The organism is Allohoeflea poritis (assembly GCF_027889715.1).
GTDB classification, from domain to species: Bacteria; Pseudomonadota; Alphaproteobacteria; order Rhizobiales; family Rhizobiaceae; genus Hoeflea_A; species Hoeflea_A poritis.
Window position 1 is genome coordinate 70652 of sequence record NZ_JAPJZH010000004.1, and the last position, 15710, is coordinate 86361.

At 49.7% G+C, this 15710-nt stretch carries 16 protein-coding genes; 5 read left to right on the forward strand and 11 right to left on the reverse strand.

Annotated elements, in window-relative coordinates:
- Positions 1 to 2 precede the first annotated feature (2 nt).
- From OOZ53_RS07755 to OOZ53_RS07765, 3 genes are read left to right on the forward strand one after another with little or no spacing between them, the layout of a single operon-like run.
- A complete protein-coding gene (locus tag OOZ53_RS07755; RefSeq protein WP_271088848.1) occupies positions 3 to 1016 on the forward strand; it encodes an agmatinase family protein in 1014 nt (337 codons plus the stop codon).
- Entirely contained in the window at positions 1013 to 2656 is a 1644-nt protein-coding gene (locus tag OOZ53_RS07760) for a hypothetical protein (protein ID WP_271088849.1), read from the forward strand. Before OOZ53_RS07755 ends, OOZ53_RS07760 begins: the two co-directional genes overlap by 4 nt.
- An 8-nt stretch (positions 2657 to 2664) precedes the next feature.
- The gene (locus tag OOZ53_RS07765) at positions 2665 to 3909 is read left to right on the forward strand and encodes an ATP-grasp domain-containing protein (RefSeq protein ID WP_271088850.1); all 1245 of its coding nucleotides are present in this window, start codon (positions 2665 to 2667) and stop codon (positions 3907 to 3909) included.
- Between the two features lie 247 nt (positions 3910 to 4156).
- On the opposite strand, the gene OOZ53_RS07770 is transcribed toward OOZ53_RS07765, so the two are convergent.
- From OOZ53_RS07770 to OOZ53_RS07780, 3 genes are all read right to left on the reverse strand, one after another.
- Complete coding sequence (locus OOZ53_RS07770) at positions 4157 to 4498, reverse strand: DUF3768 domain-containing protein (RefSeq protein ID WP_271088851.1); 342 nt, start codon at positions 4496 to 4498, stop codon at positions 4157 to 4159.
- 247 nt (positions 4499 to 4745) lie between these two features.
- A complete protein-coding gene (locus OOZ53_RS07775) occupies positions 4746 to 5207 on the reverse strand; it encodes a hypothetical protein (RefSeq protein WP_271089197.1) in 462 nt (153 codons plus the stop codon).
- Entirely contained in the window at positions 5194 to 5661 is a 468-nt protein-coding gene (locus OOZ53_RS07780; RefSeq protein WP_271088852.1) for a helix-turn-helix transcriptional regulator, read from the reverse strand. The genes OOZ53_RS07775 and OOZ53_RS07780 overlap by 14 nt, the downstream gene beginning before the upstream one ends.
- Before the next feature lie 398 nt (positions 5662 to 6059).
- On the opposite strand from OOZ53_RS07780, the gene OOZ53_RS07785 reads away from it, so the two are divergent.
- Entirely contained in the window at positions 6060 to 7625 is a 1566-nt protein-coding gene (locus tag OOZ53_RS07785; RefSeq protein ID WP_271088853.1) for a recombinase family protein, read from the forward strand.
- The gene (locus OOZ53_RS07790; RefSeq protein ID WP_271088854.1) at positions 7622 to 8794 is read left to right on the forward strand and encodes a type IV secretory system conjugative DNA transfer family protein; all 1173 of its coding nucleotides are present in this window, start codon (positions 7622 to 7624) and stop codon (positions 8792 to 8794) included. Before OOZ53_RS07785 ends, OOZ53_RS07790 begins: the two co-directional genes overlap by 4 nt.
- Positions 8795 to 8861: 67 nt before the next feature.
- Here OOZ53_RS07790 and OOZ53_RS07795 read toward each other — a convergent pair whose 3' ends face one another.
- The 8 genes from OOZ53_RS07795 to OOZ53_RS07830 form a co-directional block, all read right to left on the reverse strand.
- Entirely contained in the window at positions 8862 to 9425 is a 564-nt protein-coding gene (locus OOZ53_RS07795) for an AAA family ATPase (RefSeq protein WP_271088855.1), read from the reverse strand.
- A 14-nt stretch (positions 9426 to 9439) separates the two neighbouring features.
- On the reverse strand, positions 9440 to 10063 hold the full coding sequence (locus OOZ53_RS07800; RefSeq protein WP_271088856.1) for a hypothetical protein: 624 nt from the start codon (positions 10061 to 10063) through the stop codon (positions 9440 to 9442).
- Positions 10056 to 10592, reverse strand: coding sequence for a hypothetical protein (locus OOZ53_RS07805; RefSeq protein WP_271088857.1), 537 nt, complete (start codon positions 10590 to 10592; stop codon positions 10056 to 10058). Before OOZ53_RS07805 ends, OOZ53_RS07800 begins: the two co-directional genes overlap by 8 nt.
- Complete coding sequence (locus tag OOZ53_RS07810; RefSeq protein ID WP_271088858.1) at positions 10582 to 11856, reverse strand: methyltransferase; 1275 nt, start codon at positions 11854 to 11856, stop codon at positions 10582 to 10584. The genes OOZ53_RS07805 and OOZ53_RS07810 overlap by 11 nt, the downstream gene beginning before the upstream one ends.
- Complete coding sequence (locus OOZ53_RS07815) at positions 11849 to 12745, reverse strand: HAD family hydrolase (RefSeq protein ID WP_271088859.1); 897 nt, start codon at positions 12743 to 12745, stop codon at positions 11849 to 11851. Before OOZ53_RS07815 ends, OOZ53_RS07810 begins: the two co-directional genes overlap by 8 nt.
- 496 nt (positions 12746 to 13241) lie before the next feature.
- On the reverse strand, positions 13242 to 13613 hold the full coding sequence (locus OOZ53_RS07820; RefSeq protein WP_271088860.1) for a MazG nucleotide pyrophosphohydrolase domain-containing protein: 372 nt from the start codon (positions 13611 to 13613) through the stop codon (positions 13242 to 13244).
- A gap of 939 nt (positions 13614 to 14552) precedes the next feature.
- Positions 14553 to 15179, reverse strand: a complete 627-nt coding sequence (locus tag OOZ53_RS07825) for a DJ-1/PfpI family protein (RefSeq protein ID WP_271088861.1) — start codon at positions 15177 to 15179, stop codon at positions 14553 to 14555.
- Positions 15180 to 15332: 153 nt separating this feature from the next.
- Positions 15333 to 15695: a hypothetical protein gene (locus OOZ53_RS07830; RefSeq protein ID WP_271088862.1), complete on the reverse strand. Its 363-nt coding sequence runs from the start codon at positions 15693 to 15695 to the stop codon at positions 15333 to 15335.
- Positions 15696 to 15710 lie beyond the last annotated feature (15 nt).

Consider the following 15710-nt stretch of genomic DNA (forward strand, 5'->3'; position numbering starts at 1 on the left):
CCATGCTGGACCGAGAGCGGCAGGTGGCGGTTACTGGCGACCACATTCCGGTGGTCCGCGATGAAACAGTCACCTGGATTAAGGACAAATGGGCGCCTCCGGATGAGGACGGCCCCAGCGATCCGGTTTTTGGTTTCCTTTCTGTTCCGTTTGACTTTGCGGTTAGCCACAGGCCGGGTTGTAGATTTGGCCCGGAGAGCATATTGGCGGCGCTAAACGGCTACACAGCCTATTGCGCCGACAAACGCGTCTCGCTCGAGCGCGCCGGTTTCGCAAATTTTGGGGCCGTCGATATCGTGCGCTCCTTTGAGCAAAGCTATCAGAATATCCGCAATGAGGTGGCTGCCTTCCCAAATCACATCTCACCGATCATATTGGGCGGTGATCATTCAATCAGCGATCCTTGTGTGCGCGGCGCCATTGACCGCAATGGCGGGCGGTGCATGGGCTTGCTAGTAATCGATGCGCATTTTGACTCGCGGGAACCAATCCCCGGCAAAGAGCATTCTGGCCATTGGATGCATACATTGGGTGACGTCATTGACTATAGTAAAGTGGCACAGTTGGGGATCAACGCGCCAATCTATTCCGAAGCTTACATGCAGGCCGCGCAAACGAGAGGTGTTTATGTTGCTACGCCCTATGATATTCGGACAAGCGGCCAACGCGCTGTGGTAGAAGAGGCCATCGCCCATGTCACCGCTGGTACCGATGGGGTTTACCTAACGGTGGACATAGATGCAGTGGACCAGGCATTTGCGCCCGGCACCAGTGTACCAAATCCTTGTGGGCTTCTTGCGCATGAAGTAGTCGACATGGTCTATGAGATCGCCGCCTCTGGGTACGTAAGAGTTTTTGATCTGACTGAGGTTAGCCCACCGCTTGATCGAGATGGGATGACATCGCAGTTGGCGGCAGGCATTGTGATGAACTATATGGCGGGTGTAGTACAGTATCGCGCGAGGACAGGCCCCGTTTTGCAAGAAAGAGGCGGAGCCCGTGCCGCAAACGGATGATCGACGATATTGTTTTGGCCTATCGGGGGAACGGTAAAGCTGCAGCGCGTCAGTTCCCAGACCGGCCTTTGGTGTTGGTGGAAAACCTTGACACGCTGGAAAATCTTGCCGCCCTGCGTACAGCAGCGTCTTTGACTTTTGCCGGTCGCTGGGAGGATCTAACTAACCATCTTTCGAGTGTGCTGATAAATTGGGCGCTTGCCAAAGATGGTCGCGGCTGTGGTTTGTATCTTTTGGACGCGCAACCAGTTACACCGCTTGCACTATCATCACAGATACCTCATCGGGCTGTCGATGACGCCATTGCGTACGTATTGGCCGGTGATGGTATAGCAGAGGCATACCGCTCAGGTCATCGTTGCAACCTTTCGGCTGAGCGTGTAGCGGATATAGTGCTAGACCCTGCAGAACCTGCGCCGCGAAGCCTTGCTCTGACAGGTCACGGGGCAGAGTATTGCACACAGTTTGGCCCCCACTGGTTGAGCACATACCAAACAGAGTTTCTACCCGGACGTGTCGTGATACCTGCGTTCAAACTGGCCGATGCGGTGTTGTTGAACTCATGTGCTTCGCTCAGGCTCGCGAGATCATCTGTGCCGGAGGCCTATTCACTAGCCCGTCATCTGTTCGGATTGGGAACGTCAGTATTAGGTAATACCACCAACACTCACACCTCTTTGCAATTTGGCCGGCTATTTGTTGAGGCTTTGGCAAGTGGTGTCTCGTTGGGTGAGACGGTGAGCTTCTTGAACCGATTGGCGATCAATATGGGTGAGAGGCCAGGGATGCAGCTTTTAGGGGATGCGGCGATGACGTGTGCCGATCATGGTCGCAGTCGGTCCCTATCCGCCCAACTTACTCCCATTGCGCGCAACAACTCGGCTCTTAAGTCCCTTCAACGCGCCCTTACCAAGGCTGCCAAGCTAGAACATGTGGCCGCAGGCTTTGCGCGCTGGGCGCCGACACCGCCTGATTTTCAGGACCGGCTTTCCGTCCTGTCGCAGGCGATTGACCAATGCGGGTATGTGGTCCAGGCCAGCTCACTGATCGATTTGACTCTGCCAGAGGTGGAGGTGGTTGAAGACTCACTTTCAAGGGCAGTGGATGGAGTAGAGGGGATACTGGCGCTTTCCCTCACGAAGGCGGTGCAGAATCACGGCTGGCTTGAGGGCCTCTACAGTAGGTACTATCGCAGGTTCGATCAAACTCAGATCATCTGCTCCCGCTGCGGCGCGGAGGCTACACGCAGCCAGCGCAAGCCGTTCTCCGCCCTATTGCCCCCAATTTTCCGACAGGAATGTTCTTGCTGCGGCACTACAGATGAGGGATTCGGCTGTGATGTGGAGTTCGACGCACTGGACCTTCACAGGGAGGGAGACATTTTGCATCTGGAATTGCCCGCCCTCCCTGATGGTGCGCGAGGACTTGTCATGTTTCATCGTATGCCAGGTTTTGAGCCGCTCGAATGGTCCGGGAGGGCTACTCGAAAGACAGTCGCATTGCGGGCGCTTGAGTATGCGGGCCGGGTGACACTTGTAGTTGTGATGATCGGAAGTGGCGCGGTGTGCTTGCGTTTTTACACGCTCTTTGTTGCGCCCCTGGTAGAGTGTGCGGATCATGACAACGCGCGCAGATTGTAGGCACAATCATGACACAAGAGATCATCTTTGTAGAGGCAAGCGTTACTGGTGCGGGGTACTTGGCAAGTGTGTTTGCCCGCGAAGAGGGGTTGTCGGTCACCTTGCTAACCAGAGATCCCGCCATATATGCAACTGACCTGCTAGCGCAAGTGGATGATGTCATCACCTGTGATACCGATAGTGCACAGGTCGTGGCACAGATCGCTAAAGCGCGCGCCAGGGATCGCTCGGTTGTCGCGTTGACCACGACAGCAGATATGTATGTGCCGCAGGCGGCCTTTGCAGCACAGACACTTGGCCTCCCGGGTCTGCGCTACCAGGCAGCTTTACGAGCACGGAACAAGCATAAGATGCGTGAGGCATTGGCTGAACAAGCGCCTGACTGCAACACGGAGTTTGCCTTGGTGATGGCAGCAGACGAGGTTAGTGCAGCTCAGGCGCGGCTGGGTCTGCCGCTGATCGCCAAGCCGCAAGAAGAAAATGACGGAATCGGCGTCAGGCTTATCCGCTCAACCAGTGAATTGGAAACCTATGTTTCACAGGCGCTTAGCCGAACACACAATTCCGCCGGCCAGTCCGTACCTCCTGGCGTATTGCTGGAGGCATTCATCGACTGGCCAGAGTTCAGCGTAGAAACTATTCAATATCCAGGCGGGCCTTGTCAGGTGATCGGAGTGACGTTGAAGCAAGTGATTGGGCAAGAGCGCGCCCATTTCGTGGAAGCTGGTCACGTGTTTCCCTATGCAGGGCCAGAGGTTGAGGTAGCGACAACAGCTGTAGTTAGGGTCCTTGGGGCCATGGGCATTGATCACGGTGCAGTCCATACGGAGTGCCGGGTCAGAGCACAGGAGGTTGCAATCATGGAGATAAATCCTCGCTTGGCAGGAGGCAAGATCGGTTCCCATCTTATTGAAATGGCGACAGGGGTCAGCGCGGTCAATGCGGTGGTGGAGGCGGCTCTAGGAAGACGCAGGCGCTGGGCGGCGCTGCGTCAACAAGCGGCCTCGATCCAAAATGTTTGGGCAAGTTGCCCGGGAGTTTTTCAAGGCATCAGAAACGTCGATTATCTGCGTGGTCTGCCCGGTATCACTTCAGTCTCGACCCTTGTTGAGCCCGGCACGCTCGTTGGCCCGCCCACGAAGAACGGAGATAGCATTGCAGAAATTCTGGCGGTGGGTGCTGATTTTGATACCGCAAAGGCCAATGCTGAACGCGCGCTTGCAGAAATCGACGTTGACTTAGTAGCGGCTTAGGGCTTTTAGTTGTCGACGAATGTCGTGAATTCGGATTCAATATCAGCGACCCGTCGACGTATGCCTCGTTTGATTTTTATGTGTGTCAGCTGTGCGAACCAGCGCTCGAATTAGCGAAGTTTCTTTGAGTTTTGTTTACTCTGTTCGCGTTGCTGCGATATGATACCCAAGACTTTTTCGAACATGTTGATTGACAAGTGTCAACCTGCCAGCAAAACGCACTCACGGTCGTGAGTGCGTTGTGCCGTCAGTATTCTTCCGGCAACATGATGGTAAGAACGCGCATCGTCTTCTCGGGATCGGTGGGATCATCAGAGTGATGCGTAAGCTCCGGGTTGTAGTAGTCGATCTTGAAGAACACACGATGTCGGCCGGTTTCAACTGCAGCGCAGTCGTGTTCGCCATACGGATCATTTTCTCTGGTGAAGCCATCAAACCGTTGTACTGCTCCAACGATCGCTACCTGATCTTCTTCCGGCAAGGATGCAATGCCATGGGTGAGCATCACGGTGCCGCCAAGACCAGTCTTGCGGAACCTGTCGTTGAGTTCGCGTATCTGTTCGTTCTCGGTTTTCTTGACAACTGTCATATGAACCTCCGTTCCTCTTTCCACGCGTGAGGGATTTCATGCGCGGTCTTGAAAAACCGAGGAGTGGGCGGCGGTGTTGAGCGCCCGGCGGACCAAGCAAGGACATCGTGCTCGTGGCCGTCAAGGCAACCCACTATTGTGGGTGGCTGCGCCAGCCTTGACCGCCTCTGTGCGCGCTGTCCGAATAATCTCATGCGCCGGGACGGAGAAACGCGCTTTTACGCCAAACAAAGAAACAGATCAGGGACTATGCGTTTCTGTGATCGACGACTTCCAGCGCCAGTGACACTGCTTCGAAGTAGATCATGGCGAATGGTTCTGATTCCCAAAGTCGCGGTTTGCGTGGCACGCTCGCGGCAAGTTCCGGGAAACGCTCGGCAAGAGCACGAGCCTCGGCATACTTATTCTGATAGCGTTGCATACGCGGCACCACGACATCCAGGAGCATGGCCTTTTCGGCAACTCTTGCGATGGCAGCGATGATGCGCTTGGCATGGTCACCCTTGCCCGACTCCTTGGCGATCTTTTCGGTGACAACGACATCGGGTTTGAAGAAGGCGATCAGTTGCTTCACATAATCTTCGGCCCCGGCGACCGTGCGCCAAGCCTTTTTTGACATTTTCCAGTCTTTCGGCCTGCCACCGATGAGAAACGCATAGCCGATCCTTCCCGTCGCAACCGAGATCGCGAGGACCTTAAGCCGGGCCATGTTCGGATGGTTTATTGTCATCCAAACGGGCAGCAAGGCGGTTCAGTGTGTTTTGACGGATAAATCGACCAAGCCACCGATTTGACGGCACCGGCAGGGTGGCAAGCCGTTCCTTGAGGGCGCCATGGGCTTCCTCGAGCATGCTCCCGAACAGGCTCTCGAACGATCGGCCATAAAGGAGCGACAATGTGCAGATTTCGAGGACGCTCGGCAGAGCCTTGCCCTGCTCCAGAAGTGAAATCCTGGACTTTTGCACATCTAGTAAATGGGCGCAGTCCTGCTGGGTCAGTCCCGACTTTCGACGGGCGACCTTGAGGTCCAGCGCAAATGCATGTGACATACATAGTAGGTTTAAACTGATAATCCCGCAGCAAGTGTATTTCAGGTGCGATTCTGATCGTAGACGGACCCAGTTGCGATATTCGCAACCGAAAGCTTGCAACAGCTTCTCCATCTTCCCTTTTTCCAAAGAACACAAAACCACCAATTCGCCCTGGGTGTGTGTTTTTCGGAGGGGTGAAACCCCTCCGGAACAACCCATGACGAATTGGTGGTGGTTCTTAGTGGCTAGTGTTGCTTGTGTATCAGGCTATCAAATTCGCATCTTGCTGCAAGACGGCCCAGATCATGTTGGCTGAAACTGAGGCCGTCTTTGGTGTAGACGCGCACCTGCTACCATTCTTTCATGAACAATACACCAGACCACATTCCACCAGAACTGGAGCGCTACCTGGCACTCTGCAAACACACCTATGAGCGCATGGTGAGGGAAGGCACCTGGCCATGGCCCAATGAACCGGATTCGACAGATCGGCGAGATTTGGTAGAGTCTGAGAATAACCCCGAAAATCTATGCAACAGTGTTTAGGCTATGTGCGTGTCTCCACGCAAAAGCAAGGCGAAGGCGTGTCGTTGGAAGCCCAGAAAGAGGCAATCCTTGGCTTTGCCGAACGAAACAACCTGACCATCTCAAAATGGTTTGAGGAAAAGCAGACCGCGGCCAAGAGAGGCCGTCCTGTTTTCAATCAGATGATTGCTGCCCTCAAGCGCGGCCGGGCCGATGGTGTCGTGATGCACAAGATCGACCGAAGCGCCCGTAACTTTGCCGACTGGGCCAAAATAGGCGATCTCTCAGATGCTGGAATCGATGTCTACTTTGTCACGGAGACGCTCGATTTTCGTTCCCGTGGTGGACGACTGGCGGCTGACATCCAGGCAGTGGTGGCAGCTGACTACATCCGCAATCTTCGCGACGAAGCGCGTAAAGGCATTGAAGGGCGGTTGAAGCAGGGATTGTATCCTTTCAAGGCTCCGCTTGGTTATCTTGATCAGGGTGGCGGTCAGCCAAAGATCCCAGATCCCGTCCGAGCGTCTTTGGTAAAACGAGCTTTTGACCTCTATGGCAGCGGACAACACTCCATTCGGTCGCTGGTCATCGAAATGGAACGTCTCGGACTGCGAAATGAACAGGGTAAACCCATGTCCAAATGCGCCATAGAGAACATGCTCCAGAACCCATTTTACTACGGCATTATTCGCATCAAGCGAACCGGGGCCGTGTATCAGGGCGTGCACGAGCCACTGATTTCTTCCAACCTGTACTCCCAGGTGCAAAACATAAAGGCTGGCAAACGGGTAAAAAAAGTCACCCGTCACCGCTTTACCTACCGTCGCTTGTTTCGCTGCGCGCATTGCCAGGCGGCAATGACCCCGGAAAGGCAAAAGGGTCATGTCTACTATCGATGTCAGACGCCAGGATGTGCAACCAAGTGTGTGCGGGAGGAGCAGGTTGAAGCAGCTGTATCAGCCATGCTGAGCAAGGTTGCATTAAGCGATGAGCACAAAGCCGAAATAACCAGGTCCGTCGAGTGCTGGAGCCAGGAACGAAATGACACGGACAGCACACAGACCTACGCCATGCAGCTCGAAAAATCACAGCAGCGATTGGAACGGTTGGAAGACGCCGTTATCGATCAGCTCATTGATAAAGACACCTACCATCGTCGCCGGAAGAAATTGCTGTTGGAACATACCAAACTGCAGGAACTACATGCCGAGCATCAAAATAGACAGCTCAAGCCCGGTCTGGTCGTTCAATTTCTCGAACTGATTAAAAACCTTTCAGAACACTACAAAATAGCCAAGCCGGACGAAAAACGAGAGATCGTGGAGATTGCCACCTCGAACCGGACAGTTGTTGGAAAAAACATCTATATTGAGCCGGCTAAGTGGCTTGCAACAGCACAAACTGCGATAGGTGTCTTGTGTGGTCCCCCATATCGTACCACATCTCGAACGCGCACCAAGTTGCGAAATCAGCAAATCGAAGCTCTCGCCGATTTAACGTCGTCAGGCATGGTGGAGAAGATCGAGGGCGTCTTTATAGACGATAATGAGCCGAATAAAGTTATTCGGTGAAAAACCATCAAGAATACATCACCATCCTCGGTCATAAACTCGGTCGGCAGCCGCATGTGTCTTTCGGTATTCGTCAACCGGACAGACTGTTTCATCAATACATAATCGGTCAAACCGGTACGGGTAAATCAACGCTTCTTCGCAATATGATGATCCAGGACGCGGCCAATTCACAAGGTTTCTGCCTGATTGACCCGCACGGAGATTTAGCCGAAGCGGTTCGAGCGAATGTGGATTGTGAAACGCTGTACTGGCACACCGCTGACCCGGACTGCCCGCTTGGATACAATCCACTCACCTACGTCAGCTCCGAATATCGGCCGCTGGTCGCTTCGGGACTCATAGACACGTTGAAAAAACAGTGGGCTGATGCATGGGGTGCTCGTATGGAGCACTTATTGCGGTACGCGCTTCTGGCGCTTCTCGATCGTCCACAATCGACGCTCCAAGATATCATGCCAATGTTCCTGAATACGTCATTTCGCAAACAGGTCGTTGCAGAAGTTCATGATGGGCAAGTCAAACATTTTTGGATGTCAGAATTTCCCAAGATGAACTACAAATCTGCAGCAGATGGGGTCGCACCAATCGCAAATAAACTGGGTGCATTCTTGGCTCACCCGGTCATTCGCAAAGCTGTTTGCGAGCCCACACAACCGCTCCGTTTCCGACAAATCATGGATGAGGGACAAACGCTAATCGTGAACCTCGCCAAAGGCAAGCTCGGCTCGGATGTCTCCAACATCCTGGGCGGATTGATCGTTTCAAGCGTTGCTCACGGTGCATACAGTCGCCAGGACAGTCAAGAACAAGCACGTCAGCCCTTCATATTTTACGTCGATGAATTTCATTCCTTCACCACCGAGGCATTGGGGATCATGCTTTCGGAATTGCGCAAATATCGGGTCGGAATTGTTGCAGCTACGCAATTTGCCAGACAAGTTTCACAAGAGGTCCACGAGGCTTTTTTGGGTAACGTTGGCACTATTCTTGTATTTCGGGTCGGTGCGACCGATGCCGCAACATTCAGCAAGCAATTTGGGCATAAAATTCCGACAGAACCGGACTTAGTAAATCTTCCCAACCATGAGATGTACATAAAATTGATGATTGATGGCGCGCAGTGTAAACCGTTTTCAGCAACGACATATGCGCACCTCACACGATAGCGACCAATGGCCGTTGATTTTTTGCCTTAGGAGTTGTTTGTATGCGCCGCCGTGTAGAAAATTTCGACTATTGTTGTTTTGCAATAAAATTATAGAGCTTTGCTACAGCGTCATTAAGGTCGGTGTCACCTATGATCAAATCGGCAGCTGAAATAATCTGCTTGTAAACAGCTGATTCACTTTCGTGTGTTTCGTGCTGCTTTAAGATGTTTGGTCGCAAATTATCTCGTTTTTCGATCCGTTTTATTCGTTCATTCTCTGAGACATTGATATATACTAGGAATAGTGGCACAGGGTGTATTATGTTGGAAACTGCGGGTATCGTTTCTGCATATCTCATGCCATCTAAAAGTAATTTATTTTCCTTATTCCATCCACTTTTATTAATCACTTCGGTCACCAAGTCTATGTGATTGTGCTTCGAAAAATATTCATCGGTTATATTTTGGAAAACTTCTCTGTTACTTGGAAGATTTCGATCTTCCGCCAATTTTCGGAAAAATGTACCAAAACTAGCCACTGCAAAATCATGCTCCTCGCACAGGCGCCGGATGAAAGTTGTTTTACCACTGCCGATTTTACCGGAAACCCCGATTGCAAATCTGTCGAGTTTGTTCCAATTGCGCTCCATAACAGCACTAGCTTCTACTTTTCTAGAAGGGATACGATTTCGCGACTGATCTCCTCATTATTTGACATCTTCTTGCGCTTGGGTGCATGGCCGCGAGAAGCAATTGGCATCAAGGTTCTAGGGTTTCCCAATATCTCAGGCTCTGAAAGTACCAGGGTTAAGGCATCTTTTCCTGGAATTAATTTTGAAAAATGAAATACTCTTGGAGCAAGAAAATAAAATCCACCTTCCTGTATGCGTTCGCTAGTTGATATTTCAAATGATGCCCTGTCACCCTCAGATGGAACACTATCGACACCTTCGCGCTGCTGAACTTCTGTTAAAAAGTATTCGCCATCCGCGCGCAATTCTACATCAAGAACACAATTCTCAATTTCACCATGAAGAACACAACTGGAAAGGCGCCAGATGTGATCGTGATAGGGAGTAATAGCCGATCCTAGTGATGCCAGATCTTGCTTCCAATAATGCAGGCGCAGAGTAGCAGAAGCCGTCTGACAGACTTCCGCCAGCAGAAACCCAAGCGGATGGTGTGTATAAACATAGTTGTTGCTTTCAATTTGGTTTCTCAAACCGCGTTTAATTGCACTGTAGTTGCGATCGCGAAACCACCGTCGGAATTCGTCCAACTCAGGCATTGCTTTGCTCGTATTGGACCAGCCAAAGTGTTGGCCGTTCGTCTCTCAACATGTCGAGACTTATGGTTGTATCTTTCTTGTATTTCTCAGAACCTGCCGACGGTAAGGTAGGCCTGCTCATAACCTTAAATGAGGTGCATTCGATTGCTGCTATAGAATTATGCAGCCGGAACCACGCCGGATATCTGCCACGAACATAGTAGTGCGGTGTTGCTCTAAAATCTGGCGATCCAATTCCCTCATCTCCGGGTGCAACTACAACCTTTGAACAGCGTGTTTTATAACACTCCATTAGACCAGTATCAAAGAGTATTAGATCGATCTCTTTGCCGGTGCCGTTGAAAATGCTGGATAGAATGCTTTTGGGTGCTAATTCTTGATTTCGAGCCCACCAACCCCACCACGCGAAGCCATATTCATCTATCAATCTGGCATGTTCAGCAATATTTCCACGTGGCTCAGTAACCATGTCTCGAAACCGAAGCAGAATAGTAGTTCTATCCGAATCTACAGACTTTTTATTGGCCATTCCGGTGTATCCAAATCGGCACAATGCGATGATAGATTGTACCTGCTCCGTCTTGTTCAATAGATTTGTTGCTCAAAAGTTGGTCCTTCCAACTTGGGCGATCCCACAGCATATCAAGATCAAAAGGCACTTTATAGCCGGTGCGGCCCAAGGGGAACTCAAACTCAAACCCCTCCTGTATTCGGTTTATTGCATAATCGAAAGAGACACTGCTCATCATCAACAGAGCTCTACCACCAGATTGCAGTAGATGATCAAGGTTGTTTATTACGTCATCATACAGCTCCAAACCACTTATCGCCTTACCATAGCCCGTGGCTCCGAGCTTCTCTAGGCCATCATCTTCTTCTGGTACATAGGGTGGATTGCAGACGATAATGTCAAACTTTTCACCTAGCGTTTGCGGTTTAAATTTCTCAGCTCGGACACTCACTGATACCATGCTTGAAGTCGGCCTACGTCCATTGATCTGAAGGTTCTTTAGTGTGCAACTGGCAGCGTCTTCATTAATCTCGACCGAGACTATTCGCGAAGTTGCTGGATTTAGTGCAGCTGAGACGGTTATCAATCCGCTACCAGGACCTACTTCCAATATTGATGTTGATTTCTTCTTTCTTTTGCGAAGTTCAATATTGAGTAATTCTGACAAGACAACTGTATCTACCGTTGGACCAAAAACGTTTTCCCGTTGCCTATCGACATGTACAATTGTTCCACGGTGATATACTAACTTGTCTACTGACGTCACTGCGGATTTAATTGCATTCTTTTCTCGGGGGGTTGAGTTTTCCAGAAATCCTTCTAAATCCAGCATTCCTGTTGGATTTTGTATTGCGGCTATTGGGCGAATGAAAACTGAACCTGGAGTTCCAGCACCTTCGTAGGAAACGAGCACGCTCAGATCAAAGCCCCCAGGAAAACATATAATGGCGCCTTTATCGCTAATGCGAACTTTTGATTGGATAATTTCCAATTTTCTGGCTACTCGAAGTGAAAACACCTGCCAAACAGCGTGCAGGAAATGCTCCGATACTGACATCTCATGATCAGGGCCATACAAACCAGAGTTCCAGGTCGACTCCCGGGTGATCCAGTTGTTTGGATGCCCCTCACCTAATCCCGATGATATGAATTCAAAGATCTCTGGCTCAGTAATAAGCCCTATTGTACTCGAATCTATTCTTCGTTCTTGTTCTTGTATAAATAAAGAAAAATTACCGGCATCGAGAGAATCTTTCGCAATGTCGAATTCAGACTTACTCAATACTATCCTCCATTAGATCGAGAAGAGTGAGATTTCGCTTTGGTAACAGCTGACTCACTTCTGAAAAACTCTCCACTTGAAAATCGGGTTGAAATGATTGGTGATCGTAGGTATGAGCGACCTCTTCGTTGCTCCAATTAGTTATTTGCAATAGAGTTTGATTGTCTTTTGTTTGGGGGTCAAACACCGCCCCATATTTCGCCCAAATTGTTTGAATACCTAGACTGGACGCTGGTGACAGGTCCTTGTTTCGGCTATCGCCGATGGCCCATATCTGTCCAACATCTTTCGGCAACATATCCAATGCCAATGTATATGGGTAAGGATTGGGTTTACTCTCTGACTTGTGAAATGTTGCGACTAGTTCAATGCGTGTCCTTTTTCGCTTTGAACCGCTAACATATTTCACATTAACTGCTTCGGATGGACCAATACCTTCCCAAGCAACAATTCCTGAAACATACTTATCAAGACGCAGCTCAAACAAGCGCTTCTGAGCCAAATACAAAGGAGAATTTGTGACACAAAATAATAGGTGCCCATGCTTATGTATAAATTCAAGCCCCTCTTGGACACCGGGATATGGCTTTAAATGAAATTTTTGAACCTTGCTGAATGCTCCTCGCCCTATTCTGACAAGATTTTCAACTTCACGGGAGCTAAGCCGTTTTACTGAATTAAGCTCTTGAATTGAAAATGCGTATTCTAACGAATCGTGGTGCGAATATACGGACCTAAAATCCGAAACCAAATCATCAAATGGAAGATTGAGTTCCCTTGATAAGGCATGGCACATGGCGCGGAAACTCGGTGCGAAAAACCTTCCCCAGTCGTAAAGTGTGTTATCGATGTCTGCCAGCACCACGTGCTTTCTGGAGCCCATATTCATATGCTAGCATATCCTTTCTAAAGAGCCATTAGACGGGTTTGGCGATGCGTATTTTTCGGTCACGACGCTATCAAAGCGGATGGAGATGGTGCATTTGGCGCTGGACGGACGTCGACCCAATTGGGGAAGGTGACATTTACCTCACCAGGTTACACTTCTTTCAAACACCATGGTGCAGCATAATGCTGCATTGGCTTAAGCGACCCGATCCCCAACCCGATTTACATGATCATCCAAACGACTTCATATCCATCGTAATTCGGGGCTGTTATCAAGAAGAAGTCCCAAAAGGTGATGGGTCACTGGCGCGCAAAGTACGTGAAATTCGGTTTTTAAACTTGGTAAGAGCGGAAAACCGGCACCGCATAGTCAATGTAGCTACCCCAACAATAACTCTTGTGCTGGCAAACAAAGTCAAAAGAGAGTGGGGTTTTTGGGTCGATGGGGAATTTGTCCCTTGGCGTAAATACGAATGGCGTAAATAAAATGTTGAAACTCACAGTAGCGTTTGTGACCCAATCTCTTTAGATTTTTTATTGAATTTCTCAGCAATAGCATCACTGAGATTAATTTCTTGGCTCTGAGCCAACAAATCCAGGTAAATTACAGTATCTGCTATTTCCTCAGCTAGCATTCGCTTAAGCTCAATGTCTTCAATTTCGGAACTGACTAAATTATCTCTTTGCCGAATAATTGTCTTAACGACATGGGCAACTTCACCTAATTCGCCAACACAAGCCGCAAGCCACTCCGAAGGTGTCCAATCCGCGAGCTGGTGGTTGAAGCCGTCTTCCGCTTCGCATCTTGCTCGGTTTGCTGAACTGAACTGTTCAAACGTCAAATTTTCTGGTGATATGTTTTTTCTCATATCGAAATCGTACCACACCATAGTTTTGAAATGCTCTCTTATGGAGCTTCCTATGATCCAGATTCCATATCAACTGAAAATGGGTCAATCCCAATTTATGTGATTTGTTCAATTTACTCATTACCACGGCGGAGCGTCAGCAGCATCCAAACAAGGTCAGTACATGAATGCGTCAAGCTATAGATGGTTGGCGATAGTATTCTCTGGCTGAACACAGAGCCACCGTGTGTTCACTAGATTCCAGCTCTTTGGCAGTCGCAAGTTCATAGCCTACGTGCGCTGGGAGGAAATTGCCGGCCGGCATCGTATGACAAAAGCTGATGGTAAAGATGGACTTGGAGGCGTCGGAAAAATCCTCTGGCAGCGGGTGTACATTGCAAGCCGACACAATGATAAACTGAACCAGAGCGAACGTGCGTGAAATAAAGTGTGAATGATTGGAAACCAAAGATTCCTTCAACCACTTGTCGATGAGTTTCTGAGCGCGGGTAAAGACAGAGTTCATACCCGAATTGACGACGTAGCGTAAATTGCCGCTGTCTGGGTGTCTATCAAGCCGATTGAAAAATTGTCATCCACAAAGTCGCCCATTTGGTAGTCATGGCTTTCAAGCACGGTGCTCTATTCGACGTTTTCAGTATCTGAATTGTATGTGCTTTCTCATTGCAGATAGCATAAATCCATTCTTATCAGTAAATTGAAAAGTGGCCCTTGCAACATTCAACTGACAAAAGGGAATGATACCCCAATAAATCCTGCAGTTTGTCATCCGTGGCATATCACCGCTGAGGTAACTGTCCTTCGCGATCGCAGTTACCTATTTCGTTGTTCGCACAGGTCTTATGCGTGGCCCAAATACCTGGCATATATCGGCTACTTGTGGAGATGAATTGTCCTGATACCAAGCAACGATGCTGGCGGCATTTTCAGGCAAATTGCTCAGCTTCCAAGTGCTTCGCTCACCTCCTCACGCGTCCACGGTGGCTCCGGGAAATATTCGAGCAGTCCTTGACACTTCTTTGAAACGATCTCGCCGTATTCAGCTGTGACCAAATTGAGGGTCATGTCGATCCCGGCGGAAATACCCGCAGAAGACCATAGTTTGCCGTCGCAGACGTAGCGTTTGTCTTTGGCCAAGCGGACATTCGGAAATCTAGACTCAAAACGTGGGTGTGACATCCAATGTGTCGCGATTGACTTTCCATTTGCGAGTCCAGCTCCAGCCACCAGGAATGCGCCTGTACAAACGCTTGCCACAACTCGACTGTCTGTGCCGAGCTTGTGCACCCCAGCGATTAATTCTCCATCGTCCGCAAACTGGCCCGTATCTCCCCCAGGGACCACAAGCAGGTCGAAGCCATCGAAATCAACCAAGCTACCTTCAACATTGATTGTGGTGCCGGACAAGTGATCCTTGACTGGTCGACCGTCTTTTGACACGCGAAGGACACTGGCAGGCTCCTCAGAGTGTCTTGCAGCCCAGCCGAGAACACCCAGTGGTCCCTCGAAATCTAGTCGCTCAATTCCGTCAAAGACAACTACGCCAACTGTCTTGAATGTGCCCATGTTGTCGATCCATCCTTTTTTGATGTCGGCACAGAATTATTACTTTACCCCGTCTAGGCGCCACAATGACACGCCTAGATTAATGCAACTTCTTATTGAATTTTATCTTATATGCGTCTGAAGGGATGACAATAGGAACAAATGGGAGACAACCTAGCTATCAATAGGGTTACGGGGTTTTGGAAAAATATCGTCCACTTTGGTTGGCAATATCGATTTGACTAGTGGAGACTTGGCTATTTCCGCGAAAAATTCTGGATCAGCGGTTACTGAAAAAGACCTTGCCATATGATGCAGTTTTCCAATCTCTGGTCCCACTGATGTTCCTTTTGATTTGATACTAGCATGTTCAACAAAATGCCGAATAAACCCTTCTAGCGAACTACTACCTAAATCAATATTCTCCTCTAAAAATATTTGAGCCGTAGGCGGACGATTGGGGCGAGCCTGCTTGCGAAGGCTTTCAACAACTGCAGCCTTTTTCCATTTTGAAGAAGTTTCAGTTTGACCAGTCACTGCGTCTCTTTCGGC

What these genes read in the sequence shown, in the direction of transcription:
- OOZ53_RS07755 (WP_271088848.1), top strand. Translation starts at nt 3, where the DNA reads ATGCTGGACCGAGAGCGGCAGGTGGCGGTTACTGGCGACCACATTCCG.
- OOZ53_RS07760 (WP_271088849.1), top strand. Translation starts at nt 1,013, where the DNA reads ATGATCGACGATATTGTTTTGGCCTATCGGGGGAACGGTAAAGCTGCA.
- OOZ53_RS07765 (WP_271088850.1), top strand. Translation starts at nt 2,665, where the DNA reads ATGACACAAGAGATCATCTTTGTAGAGGCAAGCGTTACTGGTGCGGGG.
- OOZ53_RS07770 (WP_271088851.1), bottom strand. Translation starts at nt 4,498, where the DNA reads ATGACAGTTGTCAAGAAAACCGAGAACGAACAGATACGCGAACTCAAC.
- OOZ53_RS07775 (WP_271089197.1), bottom strand. Translation starts at nt 5,207, where the DNA reads ATGGCCCGGCTTAAGGTCCTCGCGATCTCGGTTGCGACGGGAAGGATC.
- OOZ53_RS07780 (WP_271088852.1), bottom strand. Translation starts at nt 5,661, where the DNA reads ATGGAGAAGCTGTTGCAAGCTTTCGGTTGCGAATATCGCAACTGGGTC.
- OOZ53_RS07785 (WP_271088853.1), top strand. Translation starts at nt 6,060, where the DNA reads ATGCAACAGTGTTTAGGCTATGTGCGTGTCTCCACGCAAAAGCAAGGC.
- OOZ53_RS07795 (WP_271088855.1), bottom strand. Translation starts at nt 9,425, where the DNA reads ATGGAGCGCAATTGGAACAAACTCGACAGATTTGCAATCGGGGTTTCC.
- OOZ53_RS07800 (WP_271088856.1), bottom strand. Translation starts at nt 10,063, where the DNA reads ATGCCTGAGTTGGACGAATTCCGACGGTGGTTTCGCGATCGCAACTAC.
- OOZ53_RS07805 (WP_271088857.1), bottom strand. Translation starts at nt 10,592, where the DNA reads ATGGCCAATAAAAAGTCTGTAGATTCGGATAGAACTACTATTCTGCTT.
- OOZ53_RS07815 (WP_271088859.1), bottom strand. Translation starts at nt 12,745, where the DNA reads ATGAATATGGGCTCCAGAAAGCACGTGGTGCTGGCAGACATCGATAAC.
- OOZ53_RS07820 (WP_271088860.1), bottom strand. Translation starts at nt 13,613, where the DNA reads ATGAGAAAAAACATATCACCAGAAAATTTGACGTTTGAACAGTTCAGT.
- OOZ53_RS07825 (WP_271088861.1), bottom strand. Translation starts at nt 15,179, where the DNA reads ATGGGCACATTCAAGACAGTTGGCGTAGTTGTCTTTGACGGAATTGAG.